The organism is Bradyrhizobium sp. STM 3562 (assembly GCF_045571435.1).
GTDB lineage: Bacteria > Pseudomonadota > Alphaproteobacteria > Rhizobiales > Xanthobacteraceae > Bradyrhizobium.
In genome coordinates this window covers 7,583,600-7,606,536 of record NZ_CP120694.1, presented here as the reverse complement: position 1 = coordinate 7,606,536, position 22,937 = coordinate 7,583,600, and the positions used below count along the sequence as shown (strand labels likewise).

Here is a 22,937-nt window from a genome sequence, read left to right as displayed (position 1 = left end):
GTCTGGATTAAAATGACCGCTAATGCCTGAAATCTAGCGTACCCTTAAAACCTCGACACCCGGCAACGGTTTCCCTTCCATCCATTCAAGAAACGCGCCACCTGCGGTCGAGACATAGTTGAAATCACCGGCCACGCCGGCCTGGTTCAACGCCGCCACCGTGTCGCCGCCGCCGGCGACCGACAGTAATTTTTTGGCCTTGGTTCGTTCCGCTGCGTGTCGGGCCGCGGCCACGGTGCCGCGGTCGAACGGCGCAAGCTCGAAGGCTCCGAGCGGGCCGTTCCAGACCAGCGTCGCGGCATCGTCGATCGCCGCATGGATGCGGGCGCTCGATTGCGGCCCGACGTCGAGGATCATGCCTTCGGAGGGGATCGCATCCAGCCCATAGGCATGGGAGGGTGCATTGGCGACGAAATGGAAAGCGACGATCGCGTCGACGGGCAGGATGATGGCGCAGTTCGATGCGGTCGCCTTCTCGATGATGCGCAGCGCGGTCGGCGCCAGCTCCTTCTCCGCGAGCGACTTGCCGATCGAAACCCCCTGCGCATGCAGGAAGGTGTTGGCCATGCCGCCGCCGATCACCAGCGCGTCGACCTTGGTGACCAGGTTCTCGAGCAACTCGATCTTCGTCGACACCTTGGCGCCGCCGATGATCGCGATCACAGGCTTGGTCGGTGCCTCCAGCGCTTTCGTGAGCGCATCCAGTTCGGCCTGCATGGCGCGTCCCGCATAGGCCGGAAGCTTGTGGCCGAGGCCCTCGGTCGAAGCATGCGCGCGATGCGCCGCGGAGAAGGCGTCATTGACCCAGATGTCGCCGAGCTTTGCCAGCTCCGCGACGAAAGCGGGATCGTTCTTCTCTTCCTCCTTGTGGAATCGCGTATTCTCCAGACAAAGGATATCGCCATCCTGCATGGTGCCAACAGCCTTGGCGGCTGCCTCGCCAATGCAATCATCGGCGAACGCAACGGGCTTGCCGATCACGCGCGACAGCGCCGCGGCGACCGGTTTGAGCGAATCCTTCTCGTCGCGTCCTTTGGGCCGGCCGAGATGCGAGAGCAGGATGACCTTGCCGCCCTTTTGCGAGATTTCGGCAATCGTCGGTGCGACGCGCTCCAGACGGGTGGCGTCGGTCACGCGCCCGTTCTCCATGGGCACGTTGAGATCGACGCGCAGCAGCACGCGCTTGCCCTTCACGTCGACGTCGTCGAGGGTTCGGAATTGCTTCATGGCACGCTTCCTTGCTCCGTCGTTCCGGGACGGTCGGAAGGACCGGACCCGGACTCTCGAGATTCCGGGTTCGATGCTCCGCATCGCCCCGGAATGACGGGGCTACTGATAAACATGCCCGGGGGCCTTCGGCGAAGACGCGCTTCGCGCTCTTGCCCCGGGCAAGACGAAACTCCGTTACAGCAGCTTGCCCATGGCGACCGCGGTGTCGGCCATGCGGTTGGAGAAACCCCATTCATTGTCGTACCACGACATCACCCGCACCAGATTGCCGTTCATGACCTTGGTCTGGTCCATGTGGAAGGTGGAGGAGTGCGGATCGTGGTTGAAGTCGATCGAGACGTTAGGCGAGGTGGTGTAGCCCAGGATGCCCTTGAGCTGCTGCTCGCTGGCGCGCTTCATCGCCTCGTTGATTTCCTTCGCGTCGGTTGAGCGCTTGGCGACGATCTTCAGATCGACGACCGAGACGTTCGGCGTCGGCACGCGGATCGCGACGCCGTCGAGCTTGCCTTTCAGCTCCGGCAGCACGAGGCCGATCGCTTTCGCGGCGCCGGTGGAGGTCGGGATCATCGACATCGCCGCGGCGCGCGCGCGGTAGAGATCCTTGTGCAGCGTGTCCAGCGTCGGCTGGTCGCCGGTATAGGCGTGGATCGTGGTCATGAAGCCGGTCTCGATGCCGACGGTATCGTTCAGGACCTTGGCGACCGGCGCCAGGCAATTGGTGGTGCAGGAGCCGTTGGAGACGACCTTGTGGTCGGGAGTGAGCGTCTCATGATTGACGCCGAACACGATGGTCGCATCCGCATTCTCGGCCGGCGCGGAGACCAGCACGCGCTTGGCGCCGGCGGTCAGATGCGCGGAGGCCTTGTCCTTGCTGGTGAAGATGCCTGTGCACTCCAGCGCGATGTCGACGCCGAGCTCTTTCCAGGGCAGCTTGGTGGGGTCGCGTTCGGCGGAAACCCTGATCTTGCTGTTGCCGACGCTGATCGAGTCGCCCTCGACGGTCACGGTGCCAGGAAAGCGGCCGTGCACGGAGTCAAAGCGGAGCAGATGGGCATTGGTCTCGACCGGGCCAAGATCGTTAATACCGACCACCTCGATATCCCTGCGGCCGGATTCGGCAATCGCCCGCAGAATGTTGCGGCCGATGCGGCCAAACCCGTTGATCGCGACACGGACTGCCATCTCTCGTCTCCTCTAATGACTTTTGTCATCCCCGCGACACATTGGCGTCACGAGGGTTTTCGGGCGGACGCCCGGTTCTGCCGGGCGGGAGCGGATCGTATGGCTTTCTAGCTAGACCTTTTTCCGGGCAAGCTCAACCGCCACCCGGCCGTCAGGCCATGATGTTCCTGCAATGGTTTCCATGCGTTTTTCGCTGGAACTTCAAGCCGAAAGCGATCTCCAAAACAATTTCTTTGGGCCGACCAAAGAATAATTTTGGTCGGCCGTTCTTCTTCCACGCTTCGCAACCGGGCGTTAGCGGGGCAACGCGAGCGTTACAGCCGCTTCAGGGCGGCGTTAACCGCGGCCTCAGCGGTAATGCCGAAATGCTTGAAAAGGTCCTTGGCTGGCGCACTCGCCCCGAAGGAGTGCATGCCGACGAACTCGCCATCCTTGCCGATGACCGCGTCCCAGCCCCAGCGCACCGCGGCCTCGATCGCGACCTTGACCGGCGCATTGCCGATGATCGCCTGCTTTTTCTCCTCCGGCTGCGCCAAGAGGAGCTCGAGCGAGGGCACCGAGACGACGCGCGCCGGGATGCCGCGCTCGGCGAGCTGCTTTTGGGCATCGACCGCGATCTGCACCTCCGATCCCGAGGCGAACAGCGACACCTTGGTCTCGCCCTGCGCCGGCACGAGTTCATAGCCGCCATGGCTGCAGGGATTGTCCGCTGGCGCCGAGGTGCGGAGCTGCGGCACGTTCTGCCGCGTCAGCGCCAGCACGGTCGGACCGGTGGTGCGGCTGAGCGCAAGCTCCCAGCATTCGGCCACCTCGACGGCGTCGCAGGGACGGAAGACGCGCATGTTGGGCATGGCGCGCAAGGCGGCGAGATGCTCGACCGGCTGATGCGTCGGTCCGTCCTCGCCGAGGCCGATGGAATCGTGGGTCATCACATAGACGACGCCCGCGCCCATCAGCGCCGCGATCCGCATCGCCGGCCGTGCGTAGTCGGTAAACACCAGGAAGGTCGCGCCATTCGGTGCAAAGCCGCCATGCAGGAAGATGCCGTTCATGCATGCGGCCATACCGTGCTCGCGGATGCCGTAATGGATGAAGCGGCCCTTCGGCGTCTTGGCCGAGAAGGCCACGGCCGATTTCGGCTTGTTGTTGTTGGAGCCGGTGAGGTCGGCGGAGCCGCCCACGAACTCCATCGGCATTGCAGCCGCAATCGCCTCGATCGCGGCTTCGGAGGATTTGCGGGTCGCGACGTTGAGCGGCGTCTCCAGAAGCTGTTTCTTGTGCTCCTTGAGCGCTTTCGCAAGCGAGGCGGGCCGCTCATGGCGCAGCCGCCGCTCGAACTCGGCGCGCTTGCGGCTGCCGAGCTCGGCAAAGCGCGCTTCCCATTCGGCCCGCGCCGCGGCGCCGCGGCTGCCGACCTCGCGCCAGGCCTTCAGCACGTCGTCCGGCACCGAGAACGGCTCAAGCGAGATGCCGAGTTTTTCCTTGGCGGCCTTCAGCTCGTCCGCGCCAAGCGCCTCGCCATGCACCTTGGCGGTGCCGGCCTTGGTCGGCGCGCCGTAGCCGATGGTGGTGCGGCAGGCGATCAGCGACGGTTTGTTGGCCTTTTGCGCGCGTTCGATCGCGGCTGCGATCGCCTTCTGGTCCTGGCCGTCGATCAGCTCGGCGGCCCAGCCCGCGGATTTGAAGCGCTTGACCTGATCGACGGAGTCGGACAGCGAGGTCGGGCCGTCGATCGAAATGCCGTTGTCGTCATAGAGCACGATCAGCTTGTTCAGCTTCCAGTGCCCAGCCAGGGCGATCGCTTCCTGCGAGACGCCTTCCATCAAGTCGCCATCGGATGCGAGCACATAGGTGCGATGATCGACGATCTTCTTGCCGAACTCCGCCGCGAGCATCTTCTCCGCAAGCGCCATGCCGACGGCGGTCGAAATACCCTGGCCGAGCGGCCCGGTGGTGGTCTCCACGCCCTTGGTGTGGAAGTTCTCGGGGTGCCCGGGGGTGAGCGAGCCGAGTTGCCGGAAATGCTGGAGCTGCTCGAGCGTCATGTCCGGATTGCCGGTCAGATAAAGCAGCGAATAGAGCAGCATCGACCCGTGGCCTGCCGACAGCACGAAGCGGTCGCGATCCGGCCAGGCCGGCTCGCTGGCATCGAATTTCAGAAACTGCGAGAACAGCACGGTGGCGATGTCGGCGGCGCCCATCGGCAACCCGGGATGGCCGGATTTCGCTTTTTCCACCGCGTCCATCGCGAGGCCGCGAATCGCATTGGCCATACGGAAGGGTTCGACCTGCGTCATCTTGAAAATCCGTCTGAAATGGGGTGCTCGGCGGGAGGAGCACCGCGGGCGAGGGGGCTAACCCCGGTGAATTCGGGGGCTGGATAGCACCTGAGTTCCCGGAGTCCAACGCCTTGACGCCAGGAAAAGTTGCTTTGCGGTGCATAGCTTCGCGGCGGCGTTGCACGGCAGCTCCCGGCCACGTAAATTTCCTCCCTTAAGCGCTTGCCGAAGCGCGGGTTTTGCCGCCCGAGCGGCGTTTGGGATCGCTGGCATGAACGATCGTCCCGCGAATTTTCCGCCCCATGAGCCGCCGTCCGCTGACATCGAGGCTGCGACACGGCGACTGATGACGGCGCTGGACGCGCTGGAGAGCGCGGTCGAGCGGCGTCGCGAGGCCGACCGCGACGAGGATGAACTCGCGACCCGGATTCAGGCGCTGGGCGCGGACCGCTCGCGCCTCGCCGATGAGCTGGACGGCTCGCTGGTGCGATCGCGCAAGCTCGAACGCGCCAATCGCGAGATCGCCGAACGGCTGGATGCGGCCATCGGCACCATCCGCGAGGTTCTCGGTGTTACGGAAGCCGAAGGGGCCGACGAGGCCGAAGAGCCCGAAGAGGGCGGAGACGACGAATGAACCACATCAACGTCACCATCAACGGCCGGCAATATCGCATGGCCTGCGAGGAAGGGCAGGAGATCAGGCTGCTCAAGCTCGCCGAGAGCCTGGAGCAACGCATCGAGATGTTGCGCGGAAAATTCGGGGAGATCGGCGACGCGCGCCTGACCGTGATGGCAGCCTTGACCGTGTGCGACGAACTGGTCGATGCCAACGCGCGTATCCGCGGCCTCGAAGAAGAACTGGTGAAGCTGCGCGACGTGCGCACGGCGGCTGCCGACCGCGCCAAGGCGACGCAGACGGCGGTCGCCAATGCGCTCAACGCCGCGGCGGAGCGAATCGAGCGGACCACCCAGGTCCTCAACCGAACCATCGGTGGTGGCGTCGCGATCGGGTGAATGGCCCTATCCCCGGGGCGATAGGTTGAGAGCTGGCGATCCGCCCGCGTCGTTGCTAGATTAGGCCCCGCGAAGCTGCGTCGCGCGTCAGGAACCAACATATCCCCGGGGCCTTATCGATCCTTAAGGGAACTGTCCCTGGCCGGGTCCGTGGACCTGGACATATGGTGCCCACCTACTTTCGTAGGGAACTCCGGGATCGAGCGTTTCAACGGCGACCGCGGCCTCGCACTTGTCTCTTTTTGTTTCGCCTCTCTTGCTTATCTCAACCGTCATACCCCGTGCATGCGGGGTATCCAGTACGCCGAGACGTCTCGCTTGATCACGAGCGCCCCTGGAATGCTGGATCACCCGCTTTCGCGGGTGACGACAGGGGCATGTGACGTTGCATGGCTCAATCTGCTCCCTCCAAAGCAGCTCTCCGCACAGCCGCGCTTGCCGCGCGCGATGGCTTGAAGCCCGAACAGCGCGCTGCCGCCGCGCAAGCGATTGCGGCGCGTGGATTGCCATTCGAGATCGTGCCGGGCACTGTCGTGAGCGGCTATTCGCCGATCCGCAATGAGGTCGATCCATCACCGCTGATGCACAAGCTCGCGGCGGGTGGCGCGAAGCTCGCATTACCTACCGTGACGGCGCGCGGTCACGCGCTGATTTTTCGCGCCTGGTCACCCGGTGATCGCTTGACGCTGGGCGCGCTCGGCATTCTCGAGCCGTCACCGGCCGCCGCCGAGGTCGTCCCCGACATCATGCTGGTGCCGCTCGCCGCATTCGACCGCCTGGGCCACCGCATCGGCTATGGCGCGGGGCATTATGACTTTACATTCGCCCATTTGCGCAAAATGAAGCCGGTCGTCGGCGTCGGGCTCGCCCTCGCGGTGCAGGAAATCGAAACGATTCCAGCGTTGTCGCACGACGTTGCGCTCGATTATGTGCTAACCGAAACCAAAGCTTTCGATTTCCGGAGCAGCTAGATTGCGCATTCTCTTCGTGGGCGACGTTGTGGGGCGGGCAGGGCGAAACGCCGTCGCCGAGCATTTACCGGGTCTGGTCCGCGACTGGGAGCTCGACCTCGTCATCGTCAACGGTGAAAACGCGGCCGGCGGGTTCGGCATCACCGAAACGATCTACCAAGAGCTGATCGATGCGGGCGCCGATGCCATCACGCTCGGCAATCATGCCTGGGACCAGCGCGAGGCGCTGGTGTTCATCGATCGCGCTCCCAAGCTCATTCGGCCCGTGAACTTTCCGCGCGGCACCCCCGGCCGCGGCGCGGCGCTGATCGATACCAAGAGCGGCCAGCGCGCGCTCGTCATCAATGCGATGGGCCGCGTGTTCATGACGCCCTTCGACGACCCCTTCGCGGCACTCGAGCGCGAGCTCGAAGCCTGTCCGCTGCGTAGGGCCGCGGACGCCATCGTGGTCGATTTCCATTGCGAGGCCACCAGCGAGAAACAGGGCATCGGCTTTTTCTGTGACGGCCGCGCCAGCCTCGTGGTCGGCACGCACACGCATGTGCCGACCGCCGATCACCAGATTCTTCCCGGCGGCACGGCGTACATGACCGACGCCGGCATGACCGGCGACTATGATTCCATCATCGGAATGCAGAAGGACGAGCCGCTGCGCCGTTTCACGTCAGGCATTCCCTCCGGCCGTTTCGAGCCGGCAATGGGCGCTGCGACGTTGTCCGGCGTCGCGGTCGAGACCGATGATGCAACCGGACTTGCGGTGAGGATCGCGCCGGTGCGGATCGGCGGCCGCCTCGAGCCGGCGTTGCCGGGATTTTGGAAGGAGTAGTTTTGTCCTCGTCATTCCGGGGCGCTCGCGTAAGCGAAGTCAGGCTTGCCTGACTTCGCTCTTCTTGGGTTGTCCAAGTCGGCAACAGCCGACTTGGATGCGAACCCGGATCCAGAGGTTGCGGTGCGAGATTCCGAGTTCGCGCTCACGCGCGCCCCGGAATGACGGGGCTCAAAACCCGAAGAATTTCTCGCGCAGGGCGTCCTCGTATTTCGCCTTGGCGTCTTTCGCGGCGCTGCGCATCTCGTCTTCGTCGAAATGCGCCTGCTCCCATTTGTCGACTTCGGCGAGGGTATGATTGACGGAGGCGAGGGCCTCTTCGCGTCGGATCGCGGCGATCCAGGCTTCGACGGCGTTCTTGTAACTGGCCTGCAGCTCGTCCAGCTCGGCATACTCGCTCATCGGACCCCCGCGCATAGATCGCACGGGGATCCTTATAGAGCGCGCCAATGAACAAACGACGACAGCTTCGAGAGCATGGTTCGGAAAAGTGTGAAGCGGTTTTCCGAAAAGATCATGCTCAAACAAGAATACAAGGCGCGATGGCGATTCAACCTCATCGCATCACGCTTATTGCGCGGTCTGCTTGCGCAATTCCGCCACGTCCTTTGCAGTGAGGCTGGAGCCCTTGGCGCCGAATCGCGCTGTCACGTAATTGGCGACCGCGGCGATCTCGTCGTCGGAATAGGCGTTGCCGAAGCCGGGCATCGAGAGCGCGCCCTCGGGCTCATGCCGCTTGGTGCCGGAGATCACGATCTGCGCGACATTGATCGCGCTGGGATCGTTGACGGCCTGCGCGCCCGTGAGCGTCGCCAGCGACGAGACCAGGCTTTCGCCGCTCCAGCCGTGACAACTGACGCAGGCGCCTTCGAACACCAGCTTGCCGCGCGCATTGCCGGCGCCGCCGCCATCCCTGTGCGAGTTGGGGGCCGGACGTGCCAAGGTCGCGGGCAGATCGGGCGAGGCGATCGGCGGCACGCTGCGCAAATACGCTACCACGGCCTTGATGTCCTCCGGCGCCAACTGGCTGAAGCTGCGGTCGACCGCTTCGCCCATCGGGCCCGAGGCGGTGCCATGGCCGCTCGCATGACCGACCGCGAGATAATTTTCAAGATCGCCATCGCTCCAGCCACTGATGCCGGTGGCCCTGTCGGAGGTGATGTTGAAGGCACGCCAGCCCGCAGTCACCGCGCCGGAGAACTTCTTGCGGTTGTCGAGCGCGAACGCGGGATTGCGCGGCGTATGACACTCGCCGCAATGGGCGAGCGCTTCCGCAAGATAGGCGCCCCTGTTCCATTCCGGCGATTTCGACGTGTCCGGCTCGAACCGGGTATCGGGATTGAACACAGCCGACCAGAACGTCATCGCCCAGCGCTGGTTGAATGGAAAAGACAGCATATTGGCGGGCGTCGGCCTGCGCACCGGCGGCAGGCTGAACAGATAGGCCTTGATCGCCAGCGCGTCGTCATCGGTGATGTAGGTGTATGATGTGTAGGGCATCGCCGGATACAGCCGCGCGCCGTCGCGGCGGATGCCGCGATGAAGGGCGTTGAGGAAATCCTGGTCGCTGTAATTGCCGATGCCCGTTTCCTTGTCCGGGGTGATGTTGGTCGAATAGAGTGTGCCGAAGGGCAGGCTGAAGGCCAGCCCACCGGCAAAGTCCTTATCCCCGGGCTTGGTGTGGCAGGCCATGCAGTCGGCGGCTTTCGCCAGATATTGGCCGCGCTCGACGAGGCTTGCTTTCGCGAGCGAAGCGGGCACGCCGGCCGGATTGCCGGCCCGGTAGTCGGCGAGCGCAACCTTCGGTCCATCCGCAAAGGCAAGCGGACCAGGCCCGCGCACGACCCAGATGCTGATCGCCAGCGCGGCCACGACAATCGCGGCGACGCCGAGCAGGATACGCGCGGCGGCACTCATGCCTTTTTCCCCGCGATCAGGCCGCGATCGATCGGCAGGCGGCGCAGGGCGACGCCGGTGGCGGCATAGATGGCGTTGCGCAACGCCGGCGCGGCGGCCGTGACGCCGGCCTCGCCGATGCCGCCGGGCGGCTCGCCGCTTTTGATGACATGAACCTCGATCTTCGGCGCCTGATTGATGCGCAGCATGCGGTAGTCGTTGAAGTTCGACTGCTGCACTCGGCCCTTGTCGATGGTCACTTCGCCATAGAGTGCCGCCGTGAGGCCGAAGATCAGCCCGCCCTCGATCTGCGCCTTGATGGTGTCGGGGTTGACGGCAATGCCGGTGTCGACCGCGGAGGTGACGCGTCGCAGATGCACCTCGCCCTGTTCGTCGACCTCGGCTTCCACCACGGTGGCGATGAAGCTGCCGAAGGAGGGCTGCACGCTGACGCCGCGGCCGATGCGCGGGGCCAACGGCTGGCCCCAGCCGGATTTCTCCGCAGCCAGGTTCAGCGCCGCGAGCGGACGCGGATTGTTGGCGAGCATGGTGCGGCGGAAGTCGATCGGGTCCTTGCCGGCCTTGCGCGCGAACTCATCCATGAAGCATTCGATTGCGAACACGTTGTTGTTCGGACCGACGCCGCGCCAGAACCCCGTCGGCACCGCCGGCGGCTCGGCGCGCACATATTCGACATGGAAGTTGGGGACGTCGTAGGGCATATCGACCGCGCTATCGACTGCGTCGATGTCGATGCCGTTCTGGAAGGCCGGCGGCAACCAGCGCGCAAGCACCGCGGAGCCTGCGACCTTGTATTTCCAGGCGGCGATCCTGCCGTCCGAGAGGGTTGCCGCAATGGTGTCGCGGTAGGCCGGACGGTAGACATCGTGCTGCATGTCTTCCTCGCGGGTCCATACCACCTTCACCGGTCCGTCGACCTGTTTTGCGATGCGCACCGCCGCGACGACCATGTCCGGCTCGAGCTTGCGCCCGAAACCACCCCCGAGCAGGTGATTATAGACGGAGACCTTCTCCACGGGCAGCCCGGCGGCTTTGGCGGCCTCCGACTGACAGCGGGTCATGATCTGCGTGCCGGTCCACACTTCGCAGGAGTCTCCCTTGAAGTGCACGGTGGCATTGATCGGCTCCATGGTGGCATGCGCCAGGAACGGCAGCTCGTAGGAGGCTTCGAGCTTGTCGCCGCTGGCCAGCCCCTTGGCGATGTCGCCGACGGATTTTGCCACGGCGCCCTCCTTCTCGCTCGCCGTGCGCAGATCACGCCAGATGTCGTCCGTGCTAATCCTCGCGTTCGGACCCTCATCCCACTCGATCTTCAGTGCATCCAGGCCCTTCTTCGCGGCCCACATGTGATCGCCGACCACGGCGACCATGTCATCGAGCACGACGACCTTATGCACGCCGGCGATCTTCCGTGCGGCGCTGTCATCGACGTTGCCGACCTTGCCGCCGAACACGGGGCAGGCGGCCACGGTTGCGAACTTCATGCCCGGCAGCGTCGCGTCGATGCCATAGATGGCCCTGCCGTTCACCTTCTCGGGCGTGTCGAAGCGCTTCAGCGGCTGACCGATACAGACGAAATCCTTGGGGTCCTTCAGCGGGACGTCCTTGGGCGCGATCTCGCTGCGGGCGGCTGTGGTGAGCTCGCCATAGGACAGTTTGCGGCCGCTGTCCTTGTGCGTCACTTCCCCCTTCGACGTGGTGCAGCTTGCGGGCTCGACCTGCCACTGCTTCGCAGCGGCCTGCACGAGCTGCGCACGCGCGCCGGCGCCTGCTTTGCGCAGCGCCATCCACCAGGCGCGGATCGAATTGGAATTGCCGGTGACCTGAAGCCCGAAAACAGGATTGCCGTAGAGCTTGTCGTTCGGCGGCGCATGTTCCAGCGTGACTTGCGCGATGTCGGCGTCGAGCTCTTCGGCGAGGATCATGGCGATCGACGTGTAGACGCCTTGTCCCATCTCGACCTGCGGCATGACCAGCGTGGTGTGGCCTTTCTCGTCGATGCGGATGAAGGCGTTGGGCGCGAACTTGCCATCGGCGACATCGGGCGGCTGATTCGGCTCGTTGAAGGCGCGGACGGGGAGGTGGAATGCAAGCAGGAAACCGCTCGCCAATCCACCCGTCAAAAGGCTGCGGCGCGAAACATCGGGAATCTTTGCTGCGATGTTCATCGTAGCGCTCCTCACGACTTCACGCCTGATGCCGCCTGTTTGACGGCGGCGCGGATCCGCACATAGGTGCCGCAGCGGCAGATGTTTCCCGCCATGGCGGCATCGATATCGGAATCGTCGGGATTGGGCGTGGTCGCGAGCAGCGCCGCCGCCGACATGATCTGGCCGGACTGGCAATAGCCGCACTGCACGACCTCGAGATCGAGCCAGGCCTTTTGCACCTTCGCGCCCGCTTGCGTCGCGCCGATGCCTTCGATCGTGGTCACCGCCCGATTCTGCAGTGCGCCGACCGGCAGCACGCAGGAGCGCACCGGCTTGCCGTCGACATGCACGGTGCAGGCCCCGCATTGCGCGAGCCCGCAGCCGAATTTGGTGCCTGTCATGCCGAGGATGTCGCGCAGCACCCAGAGCAGCGGCATGTCGGGCGGCGCTTCGATGGATTTCTGTTCGCCATTGATGGTGAGGGTCGTCGCCATAAGCACCCCTTTTGCGTATTCGACGGCCGCGGGCAGCAGGCGCCGAAGTCATGCGAGCAATATGGCGCAGCTATATCACGACAAGGTCTTTAGCAATGCAGGTCCGGCGTATCGCAAAAGCGATCCCGCTCACGATATCGTGCATTTTGACAAATTGGTATGATGATCATCATTAAAGCGGACGAATCCGCCGAACGTCGCGCGATCGAGGGCCGACAGAGGAAATTATTCCGCGATCGGCGGGCGCTATCTATTCGGTAAGCCGTGGATCACGACTGCCGGAAGCCCATGCGGAAGGCGCCCCAGTGCCGGCCGCGAACGAAGATCGGCGAGGACACGTCCTTCATCAGCACGAAATTGCCGCCACCCATGTCGCGCCGATAGGTTTGCAGCAAAAACGGCCTGGTGTTCGCCGCGACCTTCTTCACCGCGCGATCGTTGAACAGGCGGCGGTTGCGGCAATTGGCATTATTCCAGACCGGGTCCTTGCCTTGCGGCAGCCGATAGTTCGGATTGTGCGTCGGCAGATAGCCGCCTTTTGCCCAGGCGACGCAGAACACGATGCGCGGATCGGATTTCTGGATCGGATCCTGGATCGATGGCAGCACGCGGTCGGTGAAGGCGACATAATCGGTCAGGTATTGCTTGGGGTCGGTGCCTAAAATTTCGCGGTAGTTCTCGTCCATCAATTGCGCGAGGGTGATCTCGCCGCGCTCGATCGCCGCCTCGAACACATCCGAGATGCGCTTCGCCGTCGCGACCACCACGCGGATCAGCGGGGCGTCCGAGGTCTCGACGCCGGACTCGGCGATCATGGCGATCAGGGCTTCGGAGACCTCGAGCAGCTTTGCGATGCGCTCGTCGGCATGCTTGAGGTCGGTCGAGGAGAGATCGACGCCCGTGGCGAGATTGGCCAGTTCGTCGATCACCATGTCGCACTGGGCGAGGTTGGAGGTGGCGGCTTTCGCGACAGCGTCGATCTCCCGGCCGACCTTCGTGAAGCCGTCCTGCACGCGGGCGATGATGCCCTGGATCTGCTGGGCGCCGTCGCCCGCATTCTTGGCGCGCGCGGAGGCCTCGCTGCTTTCGCCGATCAGATGGCCGAGTTCGCCATCGAGCCCGCGCACGGTATCGCCGATCTGCTGTGTCGCCTGGCGCGTCGCCTCCGCGAGGCTCTTGACTTCGCTCGCCACCACCGCAAAACCGCGCCCCGCGCTGCCGGCGCGCGCGGCCTCGATGGTTGCGTTCAAGGCCAGCAGGTTGGTCTGTTTCGCGATCGCCTCGATCGAGGTCGATACTTTGGCGACCTGCGCGAGCGCGGAGGAGACCGCGCCGAGCCTGCTCTCGATACGGCCGACGGCAGCGACCAGCTCGGCGATATGATTGACCGCGGTTTCCACCGCCTGCCGGGACTGGGTGATCTCACCGACAGCGTCCGATGTGGCCGACTGCACCGCCTTGGAGGCGTCCGCGATCTCGTGGTTGGCGGTCACCATCGTCTCGGCCGCCTGCTGCAGATGGCGAAACCGCTCGGATTGGTTGGAAACCCGGCCCGCGACCTCCTGGACATTGCCGGCTACATCCGCGAGTTCGACCCCGAGAACACCGATGCGACCGGCGAGCTGATCGACCAGCCGCTCGCTTTCGGAAGCAACGGAAGAAGCACTTTCCACTCTAGCGGCAGCAGCCGGCGACATCGCTGCATTTCTCCAGCTCGGTTGACTACACCAATTCCCTATTCCCGTTCATTCCCATTCCAAGCGCATCAAAGCTTGTAGGCGGTGCGCAAGCCGCCCCAGTGCCGTCCGCGCACGCGGATCGGCACGTCGATCTCCCGCATCATCACCGTGTTGCCGTTCCCCATGTCGCGCGCGTAGCTCTGGATCAGATAGGCGCGTGCATTGTGGGCGGCGGCGAGGCCGGCCGGATCGTTGAAGATGCGGCGGTTGCGGCAGTTGGCGGTGTTCCAGGCGACGTCGCCCGGGCGCTGCGGATGCGAGTAGATCTTGTTGTGCACCGGCAGATAGCCGTTGCGGTCGACTGCGGCGCAGAACGCGATGCGCGCGTCATTGGCGAGAAACGGTTCCTGGAAGGGCGGCAATGCGCGATCGGCCCAGTCGAGGAATTTGGTGCGGTACTGCACCGGATTGGTGCCGGCGATCTCGACATAGTCGCTGTCGAACAGATCCTGCAGCGAAATGGCGCCGCGCGCGACCGCATCCTCGAAAATCTTGTTCAGGGCGACACCGGCTTCCATCGCGCGGGTCACGAACTCGATGTTCTCCTCGCGGATCGCCCACAATTGGTCCTCGATCTTGTCGGCAAGGGCGGCACTCACGGCCTCGAAGCGGGCCTGCGCGCCGGCCTTGGAGTACTGGCTGATGCGAATCCGGCAGGCACCGATACCCTCAAGCCTGGCATCGAGGCTTTGATGCAGCGGCAGCTTGGCGGCTTCCGCGCCGGAGATCAGAACGCCTTGCCTCGCAATCTCGTAGACTGGCGCTGCCACGATGCCGCGCGCAGTTTCGATCTCGATCTTCAGATGGCACGGCAGCCGCTCATGCCTGCGGCGTTCTTCATTGTCCTTCTGATTCAGCAGCACGGCACTGCGTATCTTCAGTTTTTGCGCAAACTGCGTCACCGCCTTGCCGGCGGAGGCCACGCTCTCGCCGTGGGTTTCCGCCGCCTTGGCGGCGCCGTCGATTGCGGCCGCGCCTTCGCCCACCGAGGCGATGAAATGCGAGGCTGAGGCGGCGTTGTCGGACATTTCGCCGGTGGTGCGGTTCTGCTCGGTCAGCGCGCCGTTGACGTTCTCGAACACGGGGCGGATCGCATCGATCGCCTGCGAGATGCGGTGCACGGCATCGGCCGAGCCGGCCGCATCCTTCTGCAGCGCTTCGATCTTCTTGCTGATCTCTTCGGTCGCGCTCTGGGTTTGCACGGCCAGTGCCTTGACCTCGGTCGCCACCACGGCAAAGCCGCGTCCGGCTTCGCCCGCCCGCGCCGCTTCGATGGTGGAGTTCAGCGCGAGCAGCGTGGTCTGGCGCGCGATCTGCGCGATCAGGTTGACCACATTGCCGATGGCCGCGGAGGATTCGCGCAAGCGGTCGACATTGGTGCGTGCCTCCCTGGCGGCGGCGGTGGCGAGATCGGCGAGCTTGCCGGCATCGCGCACCTGCGCGCCGATGCCTTCCGCGGAGCGGGTGAACTTCTCGGCGGCCTGTGTGAAGGTGGTTGCAGTGCCCTGGGCGGTGCTGCTGCGACCGGTCAGCGCGTCGGTGCGTTCGCGGATGGTGGCGAGTGTCGCGGCGGTTGCCTCGGCGCCGGCCGCAACCGAGTGCGCCGCCCGCTCGAGCTGGCGGATGGTGCCGCCAAGCTCCAGTTCCAGGAGCTCGAGGAGTTCGCTCGTTGAATCCGATTCTGGGCCGGCATCGGTCGCAAGGGCCGGCTCCGGCGCTTTCGCCGCCGGCGCGGGCGCGACCGGCTCGGGCACGCGTTTGCGAAAAAAACCGAACGCCATGGTTGCTCTGGGAACGGGAAAGCAAGTTGAGGTTCCCCATTCTTCCACCGACGCGTGAAGTCGTGGTTAACACTTGCCTGTTTCGTGGGCAGAACCAAATACCTACATGCTGAGGGGCAGTGCCAAATCTTTGATTTTGGCGGTCCCGCGGCCTATAACGCCGCGCCTTCCACCCCCGGGCGATTCCGGGGTCGATTCCAAGAGACGTCGCATGGCCGGACATTCCCAATTCAAGAACATTATGCACCGCAAGGGCCGGCAGGATGCCCAGAAGTCGAAGCTGTTCGGCAAGCTGGCCCGCGAAATCACGGTTGCCGCCAAGCTCGGCACGCCCGATCCCGCCATGAATCCGCGGCTGCGCGCGGCGGTGGTCGCCGCGCGGCAGGAGAACATGCCGAAGGACAATATCGAGCGGGCGATCAAGAAGGCGATCGGCGGCGAGGGCGAGAACTATGACGAGATCCGCTACGAAGGTTATGGCCCCGGCGGGGTCGCCATCATCGTCGAGGCGCTGACCGACAACCGCAACCGCGCCGCCTCCGACATCCGCTCCTATTTCACCAAATCAGGCGGCAATCTCGGCGAAACCGGTTCGGTCGCCTTCATGTTCGATCGCGTCGGGCTGATTGAGTATGATGCCAGCGTCGCCTCCGACGATGCGATGCTGGACGCGGCGATCGAGGCGGGCGCCGATGACGTGAGCTCGAGCGAGAGCGGCCACGAGATCTATACATCCCCGGAAAGCTTCCGCGAGGTCGCAAAAGCGCTGGAGGCCAAGTTCGGCGAGCCGCGCAAGGCGGCGCTGACCTGGAAGCCGCAGAATACGGTTGCCGTCGATGACGAGACCGGCGAGAAGCTGTTGAAGTTGATGGACATGCTGAACGAGCACGACGACGTGCAGAACGTGTTCGCCAATTTCGAGATCTCCGACGCGCTGATGGCGAAAGTGGGGGGTTAGGACTCCGTTATTCCGGGGCGATGCGAAGCATCGAACTATGGTGCGCATGCGCACCTGAGAATCTCGAGATTCCGGGTTCGCCTCTTCGAGGCGCCCCGGAATGACGTGCCAAAGACACAAGCCGCGCTTTCCCCGGGTATGTCGCCCCGTTCCTGTTTCGTTGCTTCTCGCCAGAGGCTATCACTAGCCCATGGCACCCGCATCGATTCGCGCCCCAATCCGCATCCTTGGCATCGATCCGGGCCTGCGCCGTACCGGCTGGGGCGTGGTCGAGAGTGATGGCAACCGCCTGACCTTTGTCGGCTGCGGCTCGGTCGAGCCGCCGGACCATCTGCCGCTCGCGAGCCGCCTGCTGGTGATTCATGATGGCCTGGCCGCGGTGCTGCGCGATTTCAGCCCGGCGGAAGCCGCGGTCGAGCAGACCTTCGTCAACAAGGACGGCGTCGCCACCCTCAAATTGGGCCAGGCGCGCGGGGTCGCCATGTTGGTGCCGGCAAGTTTCGGCATCTCGGTGTCCGAATATGCGCCGAACCAGGTGAAGAAGACCGTGGTCGGCGCGGGCCATGCCGACAAGAACCAGATCGCGGTGATGTTGAAAATCCTCCTGCCCAAGGCCGAGCCGAAATCGCCCGATGCCGCTGACGCGCTGGCGGTCGCGATCACCCATGCGCACCATCGCCAGAGCGCGAGCCTGCGGCTCAAGGTGGTCGGCATATGATCGGCAAGCTGAAGGGCCTGATCGATTCCTACGGCGAGGATTTCGTCATCCTCGACGTCGGCGGCGTCGGCTATCAGGTGCATTGTTCGGCGCGCACGCTGCAGGCGCTGCCCACGCCCGGTGAGGCCGCGGTGCTGTCGATCGAAACCTACGTCCGCGAGGACCAGATCAAACTGTTCGGCTTCAGAAGCGACATCGAGCGCGAGTGGTTTCGCTTGCTGCAGACGGTGCAGGGCGTCGGCGCCAAAGTTGCGCTCGCCGTGCTCGGCACGCTGCCGCCGGCCGAGCTTGCCAATGCGATTGCACTGCGCGACAAGGCGGCCGTGACACGCACCCCCGGCGTCGGCCCCAAGGTCGCCGAGCGCATCGTCACGGAACTGAAGGACAAGGCCCCCGGCTTTGCCGATGTCGATCCCGCGGTGGTGCATCTGGCCGGCGCGGTCGACGAGGCCCGCGCCCCGCGCCCTGTCGCCGACGCGATCTCGGCGCTGGTCAATCTCGGCTACGGCCAGCCGCAGGCCGCCGCCGCGATTGCCTCCGCCGCGCGTAATGCGGGGGAGAACGCGGAGACGGCGCAATTGATCAGGCTGGGCCTGAAGGAATTGGCGAAGTGATGGTCTCGCATCTCAGCGGAGTGATCGCAGGGCAGACAAAGCGCAGCGTGCCTGCCATGCATGGGTTCGAATGGAAGGATGCTGGGCACAGCGCCAGGAGCGCCTTTGCCCACCCTACAACACTCCAAGCGGGAGTTCTCTTCACCTCGCCCCGCCTGCGGGGAGAGGTCGGATCGCATCGCCGATGCGATCCGGGCGAGGGGGACTCTCCGCGCACCGTGCTCGGGCAAGCAGCCCCTCACCCCGGCCCTCTCAACGCGGGCTTTGCGCGTTGCGTCCCCGTAAGGACGGAGAGAGGGAGAACTGCCAGCGTTGTGCGTTGGCAGGCATGACCAGCACCCCCTCCCGCATCGTGACACCCGAGCGCCGCAACGAGGATGCGGCTGATAGCGCGCTGCGTCCGCAGAACCTGTCCGAGTTCGTCGGCCAGGCGCAGGCGCGCGCCAATCTCTCGATCTTCATCGAGGCTGCGCGCAAGCGCGGCGAGGCGCTGGATCACGTGCTGTTCGTCGGCCCTCCCGGTCTTGGCAAGACGACGCTGGCGCAGATCGTCTCCCGCGAGCTCGGCGTCGGCTTTCGCGCCACTTCCGGCCCCGTGATCGCCAAGGCCGGCGATCTCGCCGCGCTGCTGACCAACCTCGAAGAGCGCGACGTGCTCTTCATCGACGAGATCCATCGCTTGAGCCCCGCGGTGGAAGAGGTGCTCTATCCCGCGATGGAGGACTTTCAGCTCGACCTCATCATCGGCGAGGGCCCGGCGGCGCGCTCGGTGAAGATCGAGCTGGCGAAATTCACGCTGGTCGGCGCCACCACCCGCGCCGGCCTCCTGACCAATCCGCTGCGCGACCGCTTCGGCATTCCGATCCGGCTCAACTTCTACACCATCGAAGAGCTGGAAAAGATCGTCAGTCGCGGCGCGCGCGTGCTCAAGGTCGGCATGACGGGCGATGGCGCCAACGAAATCGCGCGCCGCGCCCGCGGCACGCCGCGCATCGCCGGCCGGCTGCTGCGGCGTGTACGCGATTTCGCTTCCGCCGCTGACGCGGAGTCCATCGACCGCGCGATTGCCGATCATGCGCTGAGCGCGCTGGAAGTCGATGCCGCCGGCTTGGACGCCATGGACCGGCGCTATCTCACCACGATCGCCATGAACTATGGCGGCGGGCCGGTCGGCGTGGAAACGCTGGCGGCGGCTTTGTCGGAGCCGCGCGATGCGATCGAGGACATCATCGAGCCTTATCTCATCCAGTGCGGCTATCTGCAGCGCACCCCGCGCGGACGTGTATTGACCTCGCACGCTTTCCGCCATCTCGGGCTCGCCGAGCCCTCGCGTGATCCCGCGCAGTTCGGACTGTTCGGGAGTGACGAGGACTGATATCGTCGCTGCCGACATCGCCTTCACTCGTCATTGATCCTCGCAAGGATATCGAGCGCGACGTGCCGCGATGATTGCGCGACGCCCCCTTGCGCAATCCATTTGGGCCTATGCGACGTTCAGCATGACCGGAAATTAACCTTTTGCCGGCCACCGCGGCGGGCTATCCAATTTCCGCTTCAATTGCGCAATACGGCAAGCGCGCATCACCGCTGAGCCCGCATGTTTTCACGTCGTCGCTTCCTGAAACTTCTCGCCGGATTCGGCGCTTTTGGCACCTCGACTGCAGCCTATGGCTTCGGCGAGCCGCTCTTCCGGTTAAGCCTTGCGCGCTATGATCTGGCGCCGGCACGATGGCCGGCGGATTTACCGCTGAAGATCGCCGTTGTGGCGGACCTGCACGCCTGCGATCCCTGGATGTCGCTCGATCACATCGACGCGATCGTTAATCATACCAACGCCCTTAACGCAGATGTGATCGTGATGCTCGGCGACTACGTCGCCGGTTGCCGCCACATGACGCGCCGGATTCCGGCGGAGGCCTGGGCAGCGGTGCTGGCGCAACTGAAGGCGCCGCTCGGGGTGCATGCGATCCTCGGCAATCACGATTATTGGGACGACCGGGAAGTTCAGCGCGAGGGGCAGGGCACCACGGCCGCGCGGCGCGCGCTGGAGGCGGTCGGCATTCCCGTCTACGAGAACGACGCCGTGCGTCTGAAAAAAGCCGGCCGGCCGTTCTGGCTTGCCGGGCTCGGCGATCAGCTCGCCTATGTGCCGGCGGCGCGTTTCAGGCGCATCAGGCGCATCGGCGTCGATGATCTCGGCGCGACGCTTGCGAAAGTCACCGACGACGCGCCGGTCATTCTGCTGGCACATGAGCCGGACGTCGCCTCTCGCGTGCCGGATCGGGTGGCATTGCAGCTCTCCGGGCACACCCATGGCGGCCAGGTGCGGCTGCTGGGCTGGTCGCCGGTGGTGCCGTCGCGCTACGGCAACCGCCTGGCCTATGGCCACGCCCGGTTCAATTGCGACGTGGTCGTCTCCGGCGGGCTCGGCTGCAGCATCATGCCCTTCCGCTTAGGGGTGCCGCCGGAGCTCGTGCTGGTGACGTTGGGCGGATCCGGTCCGGCGGTGTCCTAGTTCCACTGGGGCCTTCGATCGCTTGCGCATCAAACGGATTTGCGCAAAACGATCTGCTTTCCAGGCAATGAGGCCCCGCAAGTGACGTTACCTCATCTCGACGGCGAGATCCGCGACGGCCGGCATCACATGCAGGTGCGCGTCTATTACGAGGACACCGATTTCTCCGGCATCGTCTATCACGCCAATTATCTGCGCTTCATGGAGCGCGGCCGCACCAATCATTTGCGGCTGATGGGGGCCGAGCAGCACGCGCTGTTCGCGCAGGCCGAAAGCGAGGCGCCCGGCTTTGCCTTTGTCGTGCGCTCGATGCAGATCGACTATCTCAGGCCGGCGCGGATGGACGACGTGCTCGACATCCTCACTTGGCCGGTCGCGGTGAAGGGCGCCTCCATCACCCTGGCGCAAGAGGTGCGGCGCGGTGAGGATTTGCTGGTGAAAGCCGAGGTGCGCGTCGCCTTCATCAGCGAGGGGCGGGCACATCCCATCCCGAAGGCACTCCGTGCAGTTCTGAAAGCCGATATGGCTTAGCTATGGCACGATAGAGAACGACCCATCGACTTCTCAATCCCTGCCGCTACCTTAGGGCATCCCGATCCGCTTTCCCGAGGCCATCATGTCACGCCCGCCGCTGCCGCCCTTTACTGAACAAACCGCCGTGCAAAAGGTGCGCATGGCGGAAGACGCCTGGAATTCCAGGGAGCCGGAACGCGTCGCGCTGGCCTACACCGAAGGAAGCCGCTGGCGCAATCGCTCGGAGTTTCTCGAAGGCCGCGCCGCCATCGTCGCTTTCCTGACGCGCAAATGGGCGAAGGAATTGGACTATCGCCTGATCAAGGATCTCTGGGCCTTCCATGGCAATCGCATCGCGGTGCGCTTTCAATATGAGTGGCACGACGCGAGCGGCCAGTGGCATCGTTCTTACGGCAACGAGCAATGGGAATTCGACGAGCACGGCCTGATGCGGCGCAGAGAAGCCAGCATCAACGACATCGAGATTGCCGAGAAGGATCGGCGTTTCCATTGGCCCGCACCCGGCCCTCGCCCCGCCGACGTGCCGGGATTGAGTGAGAGTCCATTTTAATTCTCCGATGTCGTCCCGGACAAGCGAGCGAAAGCGAGCGCCGATCCGGGACCCATCACCGCAGGCATACGTTATTGCGAAAGCTGCTAACCCTTGCTCGTCATGCCCGGGCTTGACCCACGGCTGTCCGGTTTAGAATTTGTGGACAAGGGGCATGGCGTTGATTCTAGTCTGTTCTGGACGTCTGCAAGCGTTCCGGGACACGACAGGAGATCAGCGCCATGCCGCATCACAATACAGTATTCCGCGAGGTTCTGAAGCTCGTGCCGTGGCATCGGTTTGAAGCGCTTGTGGAAGGAGATGATGCGGATGCGCGCGTGCGGCGGCTGCCGACCAAGGTGCAGTTCCTGGCATTGCTGTACGGCCAACTTTCGGGGGCGGCGGGGCTGCGCGAGATTGTGACGGCTCTTTCGAGCCATGAGGCGCGGCTCTACCACCTTGGCGCAGCGCCGGTCCGGCGATCAACTTTGTCCGACGCCAACGCCAACCGGCCTTTCACGGTGTTTACCGGGCTGCTGGAGTTGATGATGAAGCAGGCCCACCGTGGCTTGCGCCGCAAGGTGGCGAGGCGGTCTATCTGATCGATGCCACCAGCGTGCGGCTGAACAGATATAGTGCCGACTGGGCGCAGTTTTCGGCCGGCGTCTGCGGCGCCAAGGTGCATGTGATCTACGACGCCGACGCCGATCAGCCGATCTATGCGGCGGTCACCGCGGCCAATGTCAACGATATCACGGCAGCCCATCAGATGCCGGTCGAGCCGGGTGCGACCTATGTCTTCGATCTCGGCTATTACGACTATCTTTGGTGGGCCGCGCTTGATGCCGCCGGATGCCGGATCGTCACCCGCTTCAAATCCAATACGCCGCTGGACGTCATCGAGGAGCTTGCGGTCGTTCCCACCAGCAACATTCTCTCCGACCGTATCGGCTTCTTGCCCGCGCGCCAGGCCAAGAGCCGCCGCAATCCGATGCAGGATGCCGTGCGCGAGGTGCGGGTCAGGACCGACACCGGCAAGATCCTGCGCATCCTGTCGAACGATCTCGATGCCCCCGCCGAGGAAATCGCCGAGCTCTATCGCCGGCGCTGGGCCATCGAGCTGTTCTTCCGCTGGGTCAAGCAAACCTTGAAGATCACCCGCTTCGTCGGCACCTCCGAGAATGCGGTGCGCATCCAGATCGCCGTTGCTCTGATCGCCTTCCTGCTGCTACGTCTGGCTCAAGCTGCCCAAAAAGCCGTCCGAAGCCCGCTCGTCTTCGCCAGGTTGGTCCGCGCCAACCTCTTGCACCGCAGATCAATCCACAATCTGCTCGATCCGCCACCGATCCTTCAAGATCAGCAACAGATGAGCCTTGCTCTATGCTAACTCTCAACCGGACAGCCGTGGGCTTGACCCGGGCATCCACGTCTTCCGCGCGCCCACCACAAGATCGTGGATGGCCGGGACAAGCCCGGCCATGACGGT

20 protein-coding genes, 1 other RNA gene and 1 pseudogene are annotated in these 22,937 nt (G+C 64.4%); 13 read left to right on the top strand and 9 right to left on the bottom strand.

Going from position 1 to position 22,937, the window contains the following annotated elements; translation table 11 throughout:
• Positions 1-33 precede the first annotated feature (33 nt).
• The 3 genes from P6U23_RS35215 to tkt form a co-directional block, all read right to left on the bottom strand.
• Positions 34-1,227: a phosphoglycerate kinase gene (locus P6U23_RS35215; RefSeq protein ID WP_407176891.1), complete on the bottom strand. Its 1,194-nt coding sequence runs from the start codon at positions 1,225-1,227 to the stop codon at positions 34-36.
• Positions 1,228-1,404: 177 nt separating this feature from the next.
• Positions 1,405-2,412, bottom strand: coding sequence for a type I glyceraldehyde-3-phosphate dehydrogenase (gene gap / locus P6U23_RS35210; RefSeq protein WP_407176890.1), 1,008 nt, complete (start codon positions 2,410-2,412; stop codon positions 1,405-1,407).
• Positions 2,413-2,726: 314 nt separating this feature from the next.
• On the bottom strand, positions 2,727-4,709 hold the full coding sequence (gene tkt / locus P6U23_RS35205) for a transketolase (protein WP_407176889.1): 1,983 nt from the start codon (positions 4,707-4,709) through the stop codon (positions 2,727-2,729).
• 253 nt (positions 4,710-4,962) lie between these two features.
• Here tkt and P6U23_RS35200 point away from each other — a divergent pair, with 253 nt between their 5' ends.
• The 5 genes from P6U23_RS35200 to P6U23_RS35180 all read left to right on the top strand — a co-directional run bounded on the left by P6U23_RS35200 (position 4,963) and on the right by P6U23_RS35180 (position 7,502).
• A complete protein-coding gene (locus P6U23_RS35200) occupies positions 4,963-5,325 on the top strand; it encodes a DUF4164 domain-containing protein (protein WP_407176888.1) in 363 nt (120 codons plus the stop codon).
• Positions 5,322-5,705: a cell division protein ZapA gene (locus P6U23_RS35195; RefSeq protein WP_407176887.1), complete on the top strand. Its 384-nt coding sequence runs from the start codon at positions 5,322-5,324 to the stop codon at positions 5,703-5,705. The genes P6U23_RS35200 and P6U23_RS35195 overlap by 4 nt, the downstream gene beginning before the upstream one ends.
• A 69-nt stretch (positions 5,706-5,774) precedes the next feature.
• A non-coding RNA gene (gene ssrS, locus P6U23_RS35190) (6S RNA) lies at positions 5,775-5,936 on the top strand.
• Positions 5,937-6,094: 158 nt separating this feature from the next.
• Positions 6,095-6,676, top strand: a complete 582-nt coding sequence (locus P6U23_RS35185; RefSeq protein WP_407176886.1) for a 5-formyltetrahydrofolate cyclo-ligase — start codon at positions 6,095-6,097, stop codon at positions 6,674-6,676.
• 1 nt (position 6,677) lies between these two features.
• Entirely contained in the window at positions 6,678-7,502 is an 825-nt protein-coding gene (locus P6U23_RS35180) for a TIGR00282 family metallophosphoesterase (protein ID WP_407176885.1), read from the top strand.
• Between the two features lie 171 nt (positions 7,503-7,673).
• Here the strand turns inward: P6U23_RS35180 and P6U23_RS35175 are convergent, their stop codons facing one another.
• The 6 genes from P6U23_RS35175 to P6U23_RS35150 all read right to left on the bottom strand — a co-directional run bounded on the left by P6U23_RS35175 (position 7,674) and on the right by P6U23_RS35150 (position 15,583).
• Entirely contained in the window at positions 7,674-7,904 is a 231-nt protein-coding gene (locus tag P6U23_RS35175; protein WP_407176884.1) for a hypothetical protein, read from the bottom strand.
• A 168-nt stretch (positions 7,905-8,072) separates the two neighbouring features.
• Positions 8,073-9,419 carry a c-type cytochrome gene (locus tag P6U23_RS35170; RefSeq protein WP_407176883.1) on the bottom strand — a complete coding sequence of 449 codons (1,347 nt, stop codon included), beginning with the start codon at positions 9,417-9,419 and terminating at the stop codon, positions 8,073-8,075.
• On the bottom strand, positions 9,416-11,587 hold the full coding sequence (locus P6U23_RS35165) for a molybdopterin cofactor-binding domain-containing protein (RefSeq protein ID WP_407176882.1): 2,172 nt from the start codon (positions 11,585-11,587) through the stop codon (positions 9,416-9,418). Before P6U23_RS35165 ends, P6U23_RS35170 begins: the two co-directional genes overlap by 4 nt.
• Positions 11,588-11,598: 11 nt before the next feature.
• On the bottom strand, positions 11,599-12,063 hold the full coding sequence (locus P6U23_RS35160; protein WP_407176881.1) for a (2Fe-2S)-binding protein: 465 nt from the start codon (positions 12,061-12,063) through the stop codon (positions 11,599-11,601).
• Positions 12,064-12,332: 269 nt separating this feature from the next.
• Positions 12,333-13,760, bottom strand: a complete 1,428-nt coding sequence (locus tag P6U23_RS35155) for a methyl-accepting chemotaxis protein (RefSeq protein WP_407176880.1) — start codon at positions 13,758-13,760, stop codon at positions 12,333-12,335.
• A gap of 68 nt (positions 13,761-13,828) precedes the next feature.
• Positions 13,829-15,583 carry a methyl-accepting chemotaxis protein gene (locus tag P6U23_RS35150; RefSeq protein ID WP_407176879.1) on the bottom strand — a complete coding sequence of 585 codons (1,755 nt, stop codon included), beginning with the start codon at positions 15,581-15,583 and terminating at the stop codon, positions 13,829-13,831.
• A gap of 211 nt (positions 15,584-15,794) precedes the next feature.
• Between P6U23_RS35150 and P6U23_RS35145 the strand changes: the two genes are divergently transcribed.
• The 8 genes and pseudogenes from P6U23_RS35145 to P6U23_RS35110 all read left to right on the top strand — a co-directional run bounded on the left by P6U23_RS35145 (position 15,795) and on the right by P6U23_RS35110 (position 22,838).
• Complete coding sequence (locus tag P6U23_RS35145; protein ID WP_024507758.1) at positions 15,795-16,541, top strand: YebC/PmpR family DNA-binding transcriptional regulator; 747 nt, start codon at positions 15,795-15,797, stop codon at positions 16,539-16,541.
• Positions 16,542-16,731: 190 nt separating this feature from the next.
• A complete protein-coding gene (ruvC, locus tag P6U23_RS35140) occupies positions 16,732-17,259 on the top strand; it encodes a crossover junction endodeoxyribonuclease RuvC (RefSeq protein WP_407176878.1) in 528 nt (175 codons plus the stop codon).
• Positions 17,256-17,873: a Holliday junction branch migration protein RuvA gene (gene ruvA, locus P6U23_RS35135; RefSeq protein ID WP_407176877.1), complete on the top strand. Its 618-nt coding sequence runs from the start codon at positions 17,256-17,258 to the stop codon at positions 17,871-17,873. Before ruvC ends, ruvA begins: the two co-directional genes overlap by 4 nt.
• A gap of 328 nt (positions 17,874-18,201) precedes the next feature.
• Positions 18,202-19,248 (top strand): Holliday junction branch migration DNA helicase RuvB, encoded by a 1,047-nt coding sequence (gene ruvB / locus P6U23_RS35130; RefSeq protein ID WP_407176876.1) that lies wholly within the window; start codon positions 18,202-18,204, stop codon positions 19,246-19,248.
• A gap of 222 nt (positions 19,249-19,470) precedes the next feature.
• On the top strand, positions 19,471-20,388 hold the full coding sequence (locus P6U23_RS35125; RefSeq protein WP_407176875.1) for a metallophosphoesterase: 918 nt from the start codon (positions 19,471-19,473) through the stop codon (positions 20,386-20,388).
• An 81-nt stretch (positions 20,389-20,469) separates the two neighbouring features.
• Positions 20,470-20,919 (top strand): tol-pal system-associated acyl-CoA thioesterase, encoded by a 450-nt coding sequence (gene ybgC / locus P6U23_RS35120; RefSeq protein ID WP_407176874.1) that lies wholly within the window; start codon positions 20,470-20,472, stop codon positions 20,917-20,919.
• An 85-nt stretch (positions 20,920-21,004) separates the two neighbouring features.
• A complete protein-coding gene (locus tag P6U23_RS35115; RefSeq protein ID WP_407176873.1) occupies positions 21,005-21,472 on the top strand; it encodes a DUF1348 family protein in 468 nt (155 codons plus the stop codon).
• 221 nt (positions 21,473-21,693) lie between these two features.
• Positions 21,694-22,838: pseudogene (locus P6U23_RS35110) on the top strand (IS4 family transposase).
• Positions 22,839-22,937: the final 99 nt, after the last annotated feature.